The sequence below is a fragment of the Embleya sp. NPDC056575 genome (assembly GCF_042793325.1).
Lineage (GTDB): Bacteria > Actinomycetota > Actinomycetes > Streptomycetales > Streptomycetaceae > Embleya.
In genome coordinates, this window is record NZ_JBHTVA010000042.1 from 62,774 (window position 1) to 78,147 (window position 15,374).

General features: G+C 72.9%; 8 protein-coding genes. 7 read left to right on the top strand and 1 reads right to left on the bottom strand.

The window, feature by feature from the left end; genetic code table 11:
- The first annotated feature begins 99 nt into the window (after window positions 1–99).
- The 3 genes from ACFRCG_RS29890 (at window position 100) to moeZ (ending at window position 4,265) form a co-directional block, all read left to right on the top strand.
- A complete protein-coding gene (locus ACFRCG_RS29890) occupies window positions 100–1,041 on the top strand; it encodes an alpha/beta fold hydrolase (RefSeq protein ID WP_380037114.1) in 942 nt (313 codons plus the stop codon).
- Window positions 1,042–1,051: 10 nt separating this feature from the next.
- Window positions 1,052–2,926, top strand: a complete 1,875-nt coding sequence (locus ACFRCG_RS29895; RefSeq protein WP_380037116.1) for a DUF3152 domain-containing protein — start codon at window positions 1,052–1,054, stop codon at window positions 2,924–2,926.
- 157 nt (window positions 2,927–3,083) lie between these two features.
- Window positions 3,084–4,265: an adenylyltransferase/sulfurtransferase MoeZ gene (gene moeZ / locus ACFRCG_RS29900; protein ID WP_379994695.1), complete on the top strand. Its 1,182-nt coding sequence runs from the start codon at window positions 3,084–3,086 to the stop codon at window positions 4,263–4,265.
- Window positions 4,266–4,482: 217 nt separating this feature from the next.
- Here moeZ and ACFRCG_RS29905 read toward each other — a convergent pair whose 3' ends face one another.
- Window positions 4,483–6,807: a YbhN family protein gene (locus tag ACFRCG_RS29905; protein WP_380037118.1), complete on the bottom strand. Its 2,325-nt coding sequence runs from the start codon at window positions 6,805–6,807 to the stop codon at window positions 4,483–4,485.
- A gap of 232 nt (window positions 6,808–7,039) precedes the next feature.
- On the opposite strand from ACFRCG_RS29905, the gene ACFRCG_RS29910 reads away from it, so the two are divergent.
- The 4 genes from ACFRCG_RS29910 (at window position 7,040) to ACFRCG_RS29925 (ending at window position 15,317) form a co-directional block, all read left to right on the top strand.
- Window positions 7,040–7,384 carry an MGMT family protein gene (locus tag ACFRCG_RS29910; protein WP_380037120.1) on the top strand — a complete coding sequence of 115 codons (345 nt, stop codon included), beginning with the start codon at window positions 7,040–7,042 and terminating at the stop codon, window positions 7,382–7,384.
- Window positions 7,385–7,652: 268 nt separating this feature from the next.
- Window positions 7,653–10,898 (top strand): ATP-dependent helicase, encoded by a 3,246-nt coding sequence (locus tag ACFRCG_RS29915; RefSeq protein ID WP_380037122.1) that lies wholly within the window; start codon window positions 7,653–7,655, stop codon window positions 10,896–10,898.
- Between the two features lie 118 nt (window positions 10,899–11,016).
- Entirely contained in the window at window positions 11,017–11,733 is a 717-nt protein-coding gene (locus ACFRCG_RS29920; protein ID WP_380037124.1) for a hypothetical protein, read from the top strand.
- Window positions 11,734–11,831: 98 nt separating this feature from the next.
- Window positions 11,832–15,317 carry a UvrD-helicase domain-containing protein gene (locus tag ACFRCG_RS29925; RefSeq protein ID WP_380037126.1) on the top strand — a complete coding sequence of 1,162 codons (3,486 nt, stop codon included), beginning with the start codon at window positions 11,832–11,834 and terminating at the stop codon, window positions 15,315–15,317.
- Window positions 15,318–15,374 lie beyond the last annotated feature (57 nt).

A 15,374-nucleotide genomic window follows, 5' to 3' on the forward strand; every position in this document is an offset into this window, starting at 1 on the left:
CATGAAACCGGGCAAACGCGCCGAGACCACCCTGCCGCGCGAAGACGGTCGGGGCATCACCCCTTCCGTCCCAGTGATCATCTCGTAATATTGCCCACCGTGACGACCCTGAGCCCCGCAAGCGACGCCGATCCGACGCCCTGGCCTGCGCGAACGGTCGAGGTCGGGAGCGGTAGCGAGGTCGTGGTGCGCCGCGACGCGCTCGGCGACGCCGACCTGCCGCCCGCGATGATGATCCACGGGCTCGGCGGTTCGTCGCTGAACTGGACGGAACTCGCGGCCGAGCTGCGGTCGGATCTTTCCGTGGAGCTGATCGACCTGCCCGGATTCGGATACTCCGCGCCGCCGCGCAACGGCGACTACTCGATCTCCGCGCACTGTCGCGCGGTCGAGGGCGCGATCCTGTCGCTGCGCAAGGGTCCCGTGCATCTGTTCGGCAACTCGATGGGCGGGGCGGTGGCCACCCGGCTCGCCGCCCGGCGCCCGGACCTGGTCCGCACGCTGACCCTGATCTCGCCCGCGCTGCCGGACCTGCGGGTGCGCCCGTCGGTGGTGCCCACGGCGCTGCTCGGGGTGCCCGGCGTGGGCCGCGCGCTGTTGCGGATCAGTCGGAACATGACACCCGAGGAACGCACCCGGATGTCGATCGCGATGATGTACGGCAACCCGGGCGCGGTCGGTGAGAAGGCCTTCGCCGACGCCGCGGCCGAATATCGGCGCCGGCTCGAACTCCCGTACATGATGGACGCGTTCTCGCACTCGACCCGGTCGGTGATCGGGGCCTACCTGGAGCGCGGCAGCCGGGCGCTGTGGCGGCAGGCGGCCGAGGTGCGGGCGTCGACACTGCTCGTCTACGGTCGTCGGGACCGCCTGGTCGACCCGCGGATGGCCAAGCGGGCCACCGAGACCTTCCCCGACGCCCGACTGCTCGTGGTGCCCGACTCCGGGCACGTGGCCATGCTCGAACACCCCCGCGTGGTGGCCCGGGGTTTCCGCGAACTACTCGACGGGGCCCTCTCGCCGTCGAACGTGGTGGGGTGAACGCAGACTCATGGGACGTCATTCGGGCGTGCAGACGAGCGTGCAGTACGGCGGCGAGGAGCTGCCGGACGACGGACTCTCCGGCGGCTACGCGGCGGTGCCGCAGCAGGGCGACTACGGACAGGTCCACGAGGGCGGATACACCGGCGGTTGGGCCGCCGGCCCGACCGACACGTCGTATGCCTCCGGGTACGTCGAGCAGGACACCGGCTACCACGGGTACCCCGTGGATCAGGGCTACGGCGGATATCCCACCGACGGGCAGCACACCGGGTCCTACGGCTACGAGGCCGTGCAGCACGGCTGGGAGCACCCCGCGCCGGCGGCCGACTCCGGCACCTGGGCGGCGGTCGGGACGATGCCCGGTACGCCCGCGCACTGGGACGACCCGCTGGAGCCCTACGACGCGCAGCCGCGGACCGGCGGCTACCCCGCGCAGAACTTCGTGACCGACGGGTACGGCACCGACACGTTCGGCGCGCCCGCGTTCGACACGGGTACCTTCGACACCGGGTCCTTCGGCGGCGACGGCTACGCCACGGGCGGCTACGCGGGTGTGGGCTACGCCAACGACCTGTACGCCGCGGACGCCTACCAGAGCGGGACGCACGCCGCGGTCGAGGCGCCCGCCGCGCCGACCTACGACACCACCACGTTCGAGCCGCAGAGCTTCGTCGGCTACGGCTACGACACCTCGGGCGGGTACCCGGTCGTGGCGCCGGTGGAGGATCCGTCGATCGACGCGCTCCACGACCTGCCCGCGGAGCCCGCCCGGATCGATTCGCCCGGAGTGGGACAGTACGCGATGGAGGCCGAGTCGTGGGTCGGCTCGGGACCCGAACTCGACCTGGAACAACTCTCGTTCGCGACCGAGCCGGGCGACGACTTCGCCGACCCGCGGCCCCCGCACGTCGAACCCGAGCCGGAGCACGGCTTCGAGCCGGACACCGGCAGCGCCCCGCCGCGAGGTCGCGCGCAGACCCGCAAGGCGAACCGGCCCGCGCCGCGCAAGGGACGGCGCACGCTGGTCGCGGCGGGCGGCGTGGTGGTGACCGGCGCGGTGCTCGCCGGCGCGGTCGTGCTGCAGATGCCCGACGAGGGCACGTCGACCCAGGCGTCCGGCGACGACCAGGCCGCGCCGGGCGCGGGCCACCGGCCCACCGACCAGGCCGCCTCGCGGGGTTCGGAGCGTGACCCGGTCGCCCCCGGCAGCGCCTCCGCGCTGCCGCTGCCCACGCCCCAGTCGCCGACCACCACCGACCAGCTCACCCTGCGCTTCCCGCTGGATCCGAAGCTGGGACTGGGCAACAAGTTCGACACCGTGCCCGGCAAGGAGGCCGCCCCCGGTCCGGGGCGCAAGTACACCTACGCGGTGGAGATCGAGCAGGGCCTGCAACTCGACGGCGAACTGTTCGCCACCACGGTGCAGAAGACGCTGAACGACAAGCGCAGTTGGGCGAGCGGCGGGCTGACCTTCGAGCGCACCGACAATTCGCCGAAGGCGGACTTCGTGGTGCGGCTGGCCAGCCCGGGGACGGTGCACAAGACGTGCAGCCCCCTGGTCGGCGACACCAGCGAGGACAACGTCTCCTGCGACGCGTACGGCACCCGGTGGGTGATGATCAACGCCTGGCGCTGGGCCCAGGGTTCGACCGCCTACGGCGACGACATCGTCGGCTACCGGCAGATGCTGATCAACCACGAGGTCGGCCACCGGCTCGGACACAACCACGAGAAGGCGTGCGGCGCGGGCGGCATCGGGGCGGGCCTGGCTCCGGTGATGATGCAGCAGACCAAGACCCGGGTCGCGAGCGAGGGCTCGATGAAGGGTGAGACCTGCGAGGCCAACCCGTGGCCGTACCCGTCGGGCAAGCTCACCAAGTAGTCGCGTCCCGCACCGCCGGGCGCCCTCGCGGGTGCTCGGCGGCGCTGCCGCACGCACATCTCACGGACCGGACCCGGTGCCCGGGAATCGGGACGAGCGTGACACTGTTGCGGTAGGAAAAGAGCCGAGATTAGACAGTCCGACCATCGGAGTTTCCGTGTCGCAGCTACCACCTCTGGTCGAGCCGGCCGCCGAGCTGACCGTCGACGAGGTCCGTCGTTACTCGCGCCACCTGATCATCCCCGACGTCGGGATGGCCGGGCAGAAGCGGCTGAAGAACGCCAAGGTGCTCTGTGTGGGCGCAGGCGGCCTGGGGTCGCCGGCGTTGATGTACCTCGCCGCGGCGGGTGTCGGCACGCTCGGCATCGTCGAGTTCGACACCGTCGACGAGTCCAACCTCCAGCGCCAGATCATCCACGGGCAGAGCGACATCGGCCGCTCGAAGGCCGAGTCCGCGCGCGACTCGGTCAAGGAGATCAACCCGTACACCGAGGTCGTCCTGCACGAGGAGCGGCTCGAGGCCGACAACGTGATGGAGATCTTCGCGCAGTACGACCTGATCGTCGACGGCACGGACAACTTCGCCACCCGCTACCTGGTCAACGACGCCTGCGTGCTGCTGAACAAGCCGTACGTGTGGGGCTCGATCTACCGCTTCGACGGTCAGGCGAGCGTGTTCTGGTCCGAGCACGGGCCGTGCTACCGCTGCCTGTACCCGGAGCCGCCGCCGCCCGGGATGGTGCCCTCCTGCGCCGAGGGCGGCGTGCTCGGCGTGTTGTGCGCGTCGATCGGGTCGATCCAGGTCAACGAGGCGATCAAGCTGCTCCAGGGTATCGGCGAGCCGCTGGTCGGCCGGCTGATGATCTACGACGCGCTGGAGATGACCTACCGCACGGTCAAGGTCCGCAAGGACCCCGAGTGCGCGGTCTGCGGCAAGAACCCGACGGTCACCGAGCTGATCGACTACGAGGCGTTCTGCGGCGTGGTCTCCGAGGAGGCCCAGGAGGCCGCGCTCGGGTCCACGATCACGCCCCGGCAGCTCAAGGAGTGGCTCGACGCCGGCGAGAACATCGACCTGATCGACGTGCGGGAGCCGGGCGAGTACGAGATCGTGCAGATCCCGGGGTCGCGCCTGGTCCCGAAGAACGAGTTCCTGATGGGCCGTGCCCTGGAGGACATGCCGCAGGACAAGCGGATCGTGCTCAACTGCAAGACCGGTGTGCGGTCGGCCGAGGTGTTGGCCGTGTTGCACGCCGCGGGCTTCAAGGACTCCGTGCACCTCGGTGGCGGTGTGATCGGTTGGGTCAACCAGATCGAGCCGGAGAAGCCGGTCTACTAGGTCCTCGGGGCCGGACGGCCGTGGCACTCGCCCGGCCTCCGGCCGGGGGTGTCCTCGAACGCCGGACGGGCTGGAGTGGCTCGGCTTGGTGGGGTGCCTGCTCTTTCGGGGGTCCTGCTGTTTCGGGTGTTCTCGAACGCCGGACGGGTCGAAATTCGGCCCGTTCGGCGTTTTTGGGTTGTGGGGATGGGTTTGGCCGCCGGAGGGTGCCGGGTGTTCAGATCGCCTGTTTGCGTTGCAGGTGGGTGAAGGCGAGCCAGCCGGGCAGGACGGGGAGCCAGAAGGTCAGGAAGCGGTAGAGCAGGACCGCGGCCGTCGCGGTTTCGAAGGGCAGGCGTGCGGTGCTGGTCAGGCCCGCGATCAGGGCCGCCTCCACCGCGCCGATGCCGCCCGGCGTGGGCGCGGCCGAGCCGATCGCGTTGCCCGCCAGGAAGACCACCGCGATCGCGGCGAAGTTGGCCGAGCCGCCGAAGGCCCGCACGCTGGCGTCCAGACACAGGATGAAGGTCAGCGTCAGCAACACCGTGCCGCCCAGCCCCGCCGCCAGCTTGGTCGGCGTCTGCAGCACGTCGAGCAGCCGCGGCACGATCCCGGAGAACAACTGGCGCAACTGCTTGACGATCCAGCGCCGCAGCGGCGGTACGGCCATCACCAGCAAGGTCACCAGGGCCAGGACCAGCAGGCCCGCGATCACCGCGCCGGACGGGGCGAAGGACGGCGTCTCCGCGGTGCCGGCGATGTAGCCGAAAAAGGCCAACAGGCCGACGTGGAAGACCAGTCCGCCGAGTTGGGAGACCCCGACGCTGGCCGCGGCCAGGCCGGGCGGAATCCCGGCCTTTTGCAGATACCGGGTGTTCAACGCGACGCCGCTGACCGCCGGCGGGGCGACCAGCTTCACGAACGAGCCCGCGAGCTGCACCATCGTGGTGCGATACAGCGACAACCGCTCCGGTACGTAGCCCAGCAACATCAGCGCGGCGCACACGTAGCTGAGCGAGGCGGCCAGCAGGCCGATCGCCGCCCAGCCCCAGTTGGCGCTCGCGAAGATCTCGCCCAGATCGACGTGGCTGAGCTGGGACAGCAGGAAGTAGCCCGCGAACGCGCTCGCCACCACGGAGACCAGGGTGCGTGCGCGCACCCGCTCCAGACGCACCGGCTCGACCTCGGCCTGGGGGCGCAGTTCCAGGATCTGCTCGCGGATCCGGGAGAGCAGGTTCTTGTCCTTGCGCAGCACCGAGCGGGTGCTGCGGCTGAGCGCGACCTTTTGCAACAGCGGCAGGCACGCGGCGACGGTGTCCGCGCCCAGCACCTCGGCGGCGGTGTGTACGGCGCGCTCCTCGCCCACCCGCAGCGCCACCGTGGTGAGCAACTGCGCGGTGTCGATGCGCAGCGCCAGGTCGCTCGACGCGATCTCGCCGGCCCGCAGGTCCACCAGCCACGGCTCGCCGGAGCCGTCCACCAGGATGCTCTCCGCGACCAGTCGGCGATGGGTGAGCCGGTGCGCCTGGAGCAGGCCGAGCAGTTGCCACACCCGGGCCAGGAGTTCGTCGGTGATCTCCTCGTCGTCGAGCGTGTCCAGGGTGCGGCCGGGCACGTGCGCGTAGGCCAACAGCGCGGCGTCCGGGCCCACTTCGGTGGTGGCCACCAGGCGCGGCGCGCGCACGCCGGCGTCGGCGCACGCGTACGCCATCAGCGACTCCTGTTCGAGCGCGCGCCGGGTGGACAGCACGGTGCGGCGCTGGGTGACCCCGCGCAACACCAGCCGCCGGTAGAACCGGTAGATCGCGCCGGACGCCTGCTGGTCGCGGTCGAGCACGGTCACGTCGAGCAGGCGGTCGTCGGCCAGCCGGACCGCGTAGCGGCGGGTCTCCTCGGGGCCGTCGTCGGTGCGCACGCACGACAGCGCGACCAGGCCGAACCGGCGCAGCGCGGCGACCACCGACTCGGCCGGCGGGCGGGTGTTGGGCAGGCCGACCGCGTACAGCGTGGCGTAGGCGATGGTGCGCCCGAACAGCACGCTGGTGAGCAGCGCGACGGGGGTGGTGTAACCGCCGACCAGCACCGTCGCCGCGTTCAGCAGCAGCAGCGTCCACACCACGAGTTGCCAGCGCGGTCGGCGCACCAGGCCGACCGCGGTGACGTAGGCGACGATCGGCGCGAGATAGCCGTGCACCGGATCGGTCCAGCCGGTCTGCGGCAGCGGCAGTGGGCGGGTGAGCGCGTCGCGCAGCGCCTCGGGGCCCGGGCCGGTGATCCACCAGTCCAGGCCGAGCGAGGCCAGGTAGGTGGCCGCGGCGGCGATCACCCCGTCGGCGACCCGCAACCCGTCCCGGCTGATCAGGCGTTCGATGCCATAGGCCACCGGCACCACGAGCACCGCGACGGCGAACACCCCGCCGGACAGGTTGAGCAGCAGGTGCGGCGTGCTGTTCTGCGCGCCGCGCACGATGTCCGATTCCAGACCGGAGGTGGTCTGGCGGGCGATACTGGCCAGGAAGAAGACCACACCCAGGGCGAGCACCCCGAGCAGGACTCGGATCAAATCGGACGAACGGTGTACCCGCAGGGGTTGCGAGGGTTCGACTACGAGGGCGCGCCCGTTCCCGGGGGCACCCCTCGCGAATGTCTCGTCATGGTCTCGTATCACCCGTCACCGCCGCGTCGATGGTGCCACGACCCGTGCCCCGGTTCGCGCCCGGCCGCGCCGAAGTGCCGCCGAAAGGGGATCGGCGGCCGCCGGACCAGGTGTCCGACGACTCTGTCACCATGTGCGGATGAGTGACCCTAACCCCTTCGCCGAGCGGGTGCTCGACCTGGTCGAGCGCATTCCCGCCGGGCGGGTGATGGCGTACGGGGACATCGCCGAGGCCCTTCAGGACGGCGGTCCCCGGCAGGTCGGCCGGGTGATGGCGCTGTACGGCGGCGGGGTGCCCTGGTGGCGGGTGGTGCGGGCGGACGGCTCGCTGCCGCCGAGTCACGCGGTGCGCGCGCCGAAGCACTACCGGGCCGAGGACACCCCGCTGCGCTCCGGCGGCGAGCGGGTGGACATGACCCGGGCGCGCTGGACGCCGGACCCCGAGGACGTGCCGCAGGAGCCGGAACTTCCCCCGATTCCCTGACGATCGGGGACGAACCGGGGCGCCGTGCCGGTGTTCGGGGCACCCGCGATGCGGGTGTGCTCCCCGGGCGGGAGAGCCGGATGTGATCTGATGGGCAACGGCCGCGCCCTGCCGACCGGGGCGCGGCCACCCTCTCCGAGGTCGCGACCCGGTGCCGCGCCCGGCGACGTCCGCCCCGGCGCGCCGCCCGGCACGGCCCGTGTGACGCGGCCGGCCCGGCCCGAGCAGCAGCAGGATTCGACGGCGACCCGAAGGCACCCCCGGCCAGATGACCACCCCGACCCCGGCGTACCGGCTGCGGCGTACTCCCGTGGCCCCGCCCGCGCCCGTGACCCCCGACGCCTACCAGCGGGCGGTGATCGAGCACCGGGGCGGCCCGCTGCTCGTGCTCGCCGGTCCCGGCACCGGCAAGACCACCGTGCTCGTGGAGGCGGTCGCCGAGCGGGTCGCGCGCGGGATCCGGCCCGAGGAGATCCTGGTCCTGACCTTCGGCCGCAAGGCGGCGGGGGAATTGCGCGACCGGTTGACCGCCCGGCTGCGCGCGGCCGGCGCGCGCACCGCGACGGTGCCGACCGCGACCACGTTCCACTCCTTCTGCTACGCCCTGGTGCGCGAGCACCAGCCGGCCGAGTTGTTCAGCTATCCGCTGCGCCTGCTCACCGGCCCCGAGCAGGACGTGTTCGTGCGTGAACTGCTCGCGGGCGGGGTCGAGGAGGGCAGCCTGACCTGGCCCGCCGAACTGCGCGCGGCGGTGGGCACCCGCGGCTTCGCCGACGAGGTGCGCGCGGTGATCGCGCGCAGCCGCGAGATCGGGCTCGACCCGGACGCACTGGCCCGGTTCGCCGAGGACACCGGGCGACGGGACTGGCGGGCCGCGGCCGACTTCCTGGCCGAATACCTGGACGTGATCGACGCACAGGGCGTGGTGGACTACGCCGAACTCGTGCACCGCGCGGTGCTGCTGGCCGAGCGGCCGGAGACCGCCGCGATCCTGCGCGGGCGCTACAAGGCGGTGTTCGTCGACGAGTACCAGGACACCGACCCCGCACAGGTGCGCCTGTTGGCCGCGCTCGCCGGGGACGGACGGGACCTGATCGCGGTGGGCGACCCGGACCAGTCCATCTACGCGTTCCGCGGCGCCGACGTGAACGGCATCCTCGACTTCCCGCACCGCTTCCCGCGCGCCGACGGCGAACCCGCCGACATCGTGGTGCTGCGCACCTCGCGCCGGGCACCGGCCGGCCTGCTCGCCGCCTCGCGCGTGGTCACGCAACGCATGGCGCTGAGCCGGCTGCCCGCCGATCGGGTACGCGCGCACCGCGAGCTGATCCCGTCGGTGTCGGGAGCCGAGGACCCGAGCCGGGTCGAGGTGTACACGTATCCCACGCCCGGCGCCGAGTTGGACAACACCGCCGACATCCTGCGCCGCGCGCACCTGGAGGACGGCGTGCCGTGGGGGCGGATGGCCGTGCTCGTGCGCTCCGGTGCCCGCTCGATCCCGGGCCTGCGCCGGGCGTTGTCGGCCGCCGGGGTGCCGCTCGAGATCGCCGGCGACGAGTTGCCGATCGCGGCCGAGCAGGCGGTGGCGCCGCTGCTGACCGCGCTGCACGTGGCGGCGGACCCGGCCGTGCTGGACGCGGAGACCGCGCGCGGGTTGTTGCAGTCGCCGCTGGGTGGGCTCGACGCGGGCGATCTGCGCCTGCTCGGGCGGGCGTTGCGGGCCGAGGAGCGCGCCGCGTCGGTCGCGACGGTGACCGGCACCCGGCCGTCGGCCGAGCTGATCCGGGACGCGCTGGCCGCGCCCGAGCAACTGGTCGGGATAGAGCAGCGGGTCGGCGGCGGCGCGTTGCGGCTCGGTCTGCTGATTCGCAAGGCGCGCGAGGTGCTGGCGGGCGGCGGGACCACCGAGGACGCGCTGTGGGAGTTGTGGCAGGGCACCCCGTGGCCGGGCCGGCTGGAGCGCGCGGTGTTGCGGGGCGGTACCGCCGGGCGCAACGCGGACCGCGATCTGGACGCGGTGGTGGCCCTGTTCGAGGTGGCGGCCAAGGCCGAGGAGCGGGCCGGCCACCGGGGAGCGCTGAACTTCCTGGCCGAGTTGAAGGCCCAGGAGATCGCGGGCGACCGCCTCGACGACAGCGCCCTGCGCGGCGAGGCGGTGCGGCTGCTGACCGCGCACCGGGCCAAGGGCCTGCAGTGGCGCCTGGTGGTGGTGCACGGGGTGCAGGAGGGCCTGTGGCCGGACCTGCGCCGACGGGGCTCGCTGCTCGAAGCCGACCGGATCGGCTCGGACGGGCTGGCCGAGCCGCTCTCGCCCGGCGCGCTGCTCGCCGAGGAGCGGCGGTTGTTCTACGTCGCGGTCACCCGGGCGCAGGAGCGGCTGGTGGTGACCGCGGTCGACTCCAGCTACGACGACGGCGATCAGCCGTCGCGGTTCCTGGAGGAGCTGGGTGTGCCGCCGGTGGAGGTCAAGGAGCGGCCCCGGCGGCCGCTGTCCACCTCCGCGCTGGTGGCCGAGTTGCGCTCGGCGGCGGTGGACCCGCTGGCGCCGGCCGTGCTGCGCCGGGCCGCCGCGCGCCGGTTGGCCGCGCTCGCGGACCTGCGCGACGACGAGGGGCACCCGCTGGTGCCGGCCGCGCACCCGGACCGGTGGTGGGGCCTGGTGGCGCCGACCGACCCGGGGGTGCCGATCCGGGACCCGGCGGACGCGGTACGGCTGTCCGGCAGTTCGGTGGCCAAGGTGCGCGACTGCGCGCTGAGCTGGTTCCTGGGCAGCGAGGTGCACGCCGAGTCGCCGCGCTCGGCGGCGCTCGGGTTCGGCAACGTGGTGCACGCGCTCGCCGACGAGGTGGGCACGGGGGCCACCGCGGCGGAGCTGCCGGTGCTGATGGACCGCCTCGACCGGGTGTGGGACGCGTTGGCGTTCGACGCGCCGTGGCAGTCCGAGCAGCAGAAGGACGAGGCCCGCACCGCCCTGGAGCGGTTCCTGTCCTGGCACACCAACGAGCGGCACCGCACCGTCGCGGCCACCGAGCACGGCTTCGAGGTCGAGCTGACCGCGGGGGAGTACCGGGTGGTGGTCCGGGGCTCGATGGACCGGGTCGAGCGCGGCGAGGACGGACTCGCGTACGTGGTGGACTTCAAGACCGGCCGCAGGCCGCCGACCCGGACCGAGGTCGAGGGGCATCCGCAGCTCGCGGTGTACCAGGTGGCGGTCGCCAACGGGGCGCTCGACGACCTGCCCGGCTTCGCGGACGGCCGGCCCGGCTCCGGCGGCGCCGAGCTGATCCAGTTGCGCTCGGCGGACAAGGGCGAGACCGGGCAGCCGGTGGTGCTCGCCCAGGACCCGCCGCTGCCCGAGCCGGACGGGAGTACGTGGGTGGGCGGCCTGCTCGCCGACGTGGCCGGTCGCATCATCGGCGAACGGTTCACCCCGACCGCGGGATCGCACTGCGACCGGTGCGATTTCCGCCGCTGTTGCAGTGCCCGTCCGGAAGGCCGGATGACGGTCGAGTAGCCGGATCGCCGTGCCCGGCGATACCGGGCGGGGGTGGTGGGACGTGCGGATTTTGCCATCGCCATACTCGTGCGCAGGAACCCCGCTCCCGGGTTCCGGTCCCGCATCAAGGAGTTTCGTGCGCACTTCACGCATGGCCGCGATCGTCCCCGTCGTCGCCCTCGCCCTCGTCGGCCTGACCGCCTGCGGCGGCTCGGAGCAGAAGTCGAACGCGGGCACCGACGCCAAGGCGTTGGCCGACGAGGCGCAGCGACTGCTGAAGTCGGTCCCCGACTTCAAGATGGTCGGCAGCGGGCAGGACGAGGAAACGAAGATGGAGATGGACCTGTGCATCCGCAGCGGTGCGGACATGCAGGGCACGATGACGATCGACGGCAACCGTGTCGAGGTGATCTTCGTCGGCAAGGACCAGTACATGAGGGCCGAGGCGCCCTTCTGGAAGATGATGATGGGCGAGTTCGTGCCGACGGGCATGCTCGACGAGGTCGTGTCGAAGATGGCCGGCAAGTACCTGAAGTCCCCGGTCGACGAGGAGGACGACGGCGTCTCGTCCATGACCGACTTCTTCGACGGCTCCACCGACGGGGTGACCAAGGGTGAGCCGGTCAAGATCGACGGCGTGAAGGTGATCCCGCTCAGCAAGAAGGACGACGAGGGCGAGACCACCACCCTCTACGTCCAGGAGAAGGGCAAGCCCTACCCGTTCATGGTCAAGTCGGAGGGCAAGAACAACGCCACCGCGAAGTTCACCAAGGGCAAGCAGAAGTGCGAGCCCACCGCCCCCGCCGAGTCGTTCACCAAGGAAGACCTGAAGGGGCAGTTCAAGGACGCCTGACCGGCGCACCCGACCCGGCGCGTGTCTTCAAGGCACGCGCCGGGCACCGGCCCCGCACCGCGACCGTGCCTGTCGCCGTGCGGGGCTAGTCTTCCTCGGTGCACGCCGTACTGACCGACCCGGACGACCTGTGTCGGCTGCTCGGGATCCCCTTCACCCCGGAGCAGCTGGACGCGGTGCTCGCCCCGCTCGCGCCGGGCGTGATCGTGGCCGGGGCCGGGTCGGGCAAGACCACGGTGATGACCGCCCGCGTGGTGTGGCTGGTGGGCACCGGACAGGTCCGGCCCGACCAGGTGCTCGGCCTCACCTTCACCAACAAGGCCGCCGGCGAGCTGGCCCAGCGGGTGCGCAAGGCGATCGGGCAACTGCGCGGCGGCGAGATCCCGGCCGACGAGGACGCCGGCGAGCCGACCGTGTCCACGTATCACGCGTTCGCCGGCCGCCTCCTCCAGGAGCACGGCCTGCGGATCGGTCTGGAGCCCTCGGCCCGGCTGCTCGCCGACGCGACCCGCTTCCAGCTCGCCGCGCGGGCCGCGCGCACCGCCCGCGGCCCCTTCCCCACGCTCACCGGCCGACTGCCCGACGTGGTCGCCGCCGTGCTGCACCTGGGCGGCGAGCTGGCCGAGCACCTGGTGTCGGTCGAGGAGCTGCGGGAATGGGACCGGGCCTTCGTGGCCGAGGTGGAGGCCGCCGCCAAACCCTCCGCCGCCGCCCGCAAGGCCGCCGACGCGGCCCGCAACCGGCTCGACCTGGCCCGACTGGTCGAGGCGTACGCGCGCGCCAAGAGCGGGCGCGACCTGCTCGACTTCGGCGACCAGATCGCCTACGCCGCCCGGATCGCCGGCGAGCGGCCCGAGGTCGGCGAGATCCTGCGCGACACCTACCGGGTGGTGCTCCTGGACGAGTACCAGGACACCTCGGTCGCCCAACGCGTGCTGCTCCAGGGCCTGTTCGGGCTCGGCCACCCGGTCACCGCGGTCGGCGACCCGTGCCAGGCCATCTACGGCTGGCGCGGCGCGTCGGTGGCCAACATCCACGAGTTCCCGGTGCACTTCCCGCACCGCGACGGCAGCCCCGCCGCCCGCTACTCGCTCTCCGAGAACCGGCGCAGCGGCGGCCGGATACTGAGCTTCGCCAACGACCTGTCGGCGCCGCTGCGCACCCCCGAGAGCGGGGTGGAGGCGCTGCGCGCGGGACCCGGCGCCGAGCACGAGGGCCGGACGGTCGCCGCGCTGCTGCCCACCCACGCCGAGGAGATCGACTGGCTCGCGGACCGGATCGGCACCGCGATCGGCACCGTCCTGGACAAGAACGGCGCCCCGATCACCGCCGGGGACGTCGCGGTCCTCGCCCGCACCGCCGCCGACTTCGCGGACATCCACGCCGCCCTGGTGCGGCGAGACATCCCGGTCGAGGTGGTCGGGCTGTCCGGGCTGCTGCACCTGCCCGAGGTGGCCGACCTGGTGGCGACCTGCGAGGTGCTGGACGACCCGACGGCCAACTCCGCGCTGGTGCGACTGCTGGCCGGGCCGCGCTGGCGGATCGGGCCGCGCGACCTGGCCCTGCTCGGGCGCCGGGCCGCCGAACTGGTCCGGGTCGAGCGGGCGGGCGCCGACGACGCCGACGCCCGCCTGGAGGAGGCGGTGGCCGGGATCGACCCGACCGAGGTGGTCTCGCTCTCCGACGCGCTCGCCGACCCCGGCGAGCAGTACCCGTTCTCCGCCGAGGCCCGCCGCCGGTTCGCCCGGGTGGCCACCGAGATCCGCGATCTGCGCCGGCACCTGGGCGAGCCGCTGATGGACCTGCTGCACCGGGTGCTCGCGGGCACCGGCCTGGAGGTCGAGCTGTCCGCCTCGCCGGGCGCGCTGGCCGCGCGCCGCCGGGAGACGCTGCACACGTTCCTGGATGTCGCGGCGGGTTTCGCCGACCTGGACGGCGACCCCTCGCTGACCGCGTTCCTGGCCTTCCTGCGCACCGCCGCCGAGCACGACAAGGGCCTGGACGGCAGCCTGCCCACGGCCGGCGACTCGGTGAAGGTGCTGACCGCGCACAAGTCCAAGGGCCTGGAGTGGGAGGTGGTCGCCGTCCCCGGACTGATCGACGGCGTCTTCCCGAGCGTGCGCACGCAGACCAAGTGGATCACCAACGGCCGGGCCCTGCCGCACCCGCTGCGCGGCGACGCCGCCGCGCTCGCGGTGTTGCCCGACCTGACCCCCAAGGGCTTCAAGGCGTTCGACGCGGCGATGCGCGAGCACCAGGAGACCGAGGAACTACGCCTGGGCTATGTCACCTTCACCCGGCCCAAACAACTCCTGATCGGGTCCGGACACTGGTGGGGCCCCACCCAGAAGAAGCCGCGCGGCCCGTCCGACTTCCTCACCCGACTGCGTGACCACTGCCTGGCGGGCAACGGCACGGTCGAGGTGTGGACGCCCGAGCCCGCCGAGTCGGTCAATCCGCACCTGGCCGACGTCGTCGAGCACGCCTGGCCGCTGCCGCTGGACGCGACCGCGTTGATCGAGCGCCGCCGGGCGGCCGACGCCGTGCTCGCGGAGCTGGCCCGGCGCGAGGCGTCGCGCCGGGTCGACCACGCGGCCGAGCATCCGTCGGTGGAGCCGGAATTCGGGCCGGTCCGGGGGTACGACGAGCCGGTGCCCGTCGAGGCCTACGAGGCGTATGTTCCGGACGACCCGGATCAGGGCGCGCCGCCGGAGGGGGAGCCCCCGCCGCCGGCCGACCCGGGCCCCGAGCCGCAACCGGAACCCGAGCCCGGCCCCGGGCCATCGCCGCCCTCGCGCGATCACGACGACGCCGCCGAGCACGTGGACGAGGTGCGTGCCGGGCACCCCGCCGTGGAGGGCCCGGCACCGGGGCACCACCCGGGGCCGACCCCGGACGAGCTGGCCCTGATCGAGTCGTGGGACCGGGACCTGATCCGGCTGGCCGAGGAACTGCGCCGCGGCCGGTCCGGGGTGCGCGAGGTGCCGCTGCCCGCGACGTTGACCGCGTCCCAGATGTTGCGCCTGTCCAACGACCCCGACGGGCTCGCGCGCGAGCTGGCCCGGCCGATGCCGCGACCGCCCGCCCCGGCGGCCCGGCGCGGCACCCGCTTCCACGCCTGGGTCGAGTCGCTGTTCGGCGAGCGTCCGCTGCTCGAACCCGACGACCTGCCGGGCGCGGCCGACGAGGAGATCACCGACGAGGCCGATCTGCTCGCGCTCCAGGAGGCATTCCTGCGCACGCCCTACGGTCGGCGCGCCCCACACCGGGTCGAGGCGCCCTTCCAGCTGTTCCTCGGCGGCCGGATCGTGCGCGGCCGGATCGACGCGGTCTACCGCGAGGGGGACGGGTTCGAGGTGGTCGACTGGAAGACCAACCGGGTCCACGACGCGGACCCGCTCCAGCTCGCCGTCTACCGGCTGGCCTGGGCCGAATACGCCGACGTGCCGCTGGAGAAGGTATCGGCGGCCTTCCTCTACGTACGCTCCGGGGAACTCGTCCGGCCCAGAGGGCTGCCCGGCCGGGACGAATTGGAACAGTTGTTCCTGGAAGCCGATGAACCGGGCGACGATCCGGCGCGTTGATCCGGAGGAAACCCGGCAACGGTGAGGATGGGCCGATGCGGCCGGATTCCGACACTC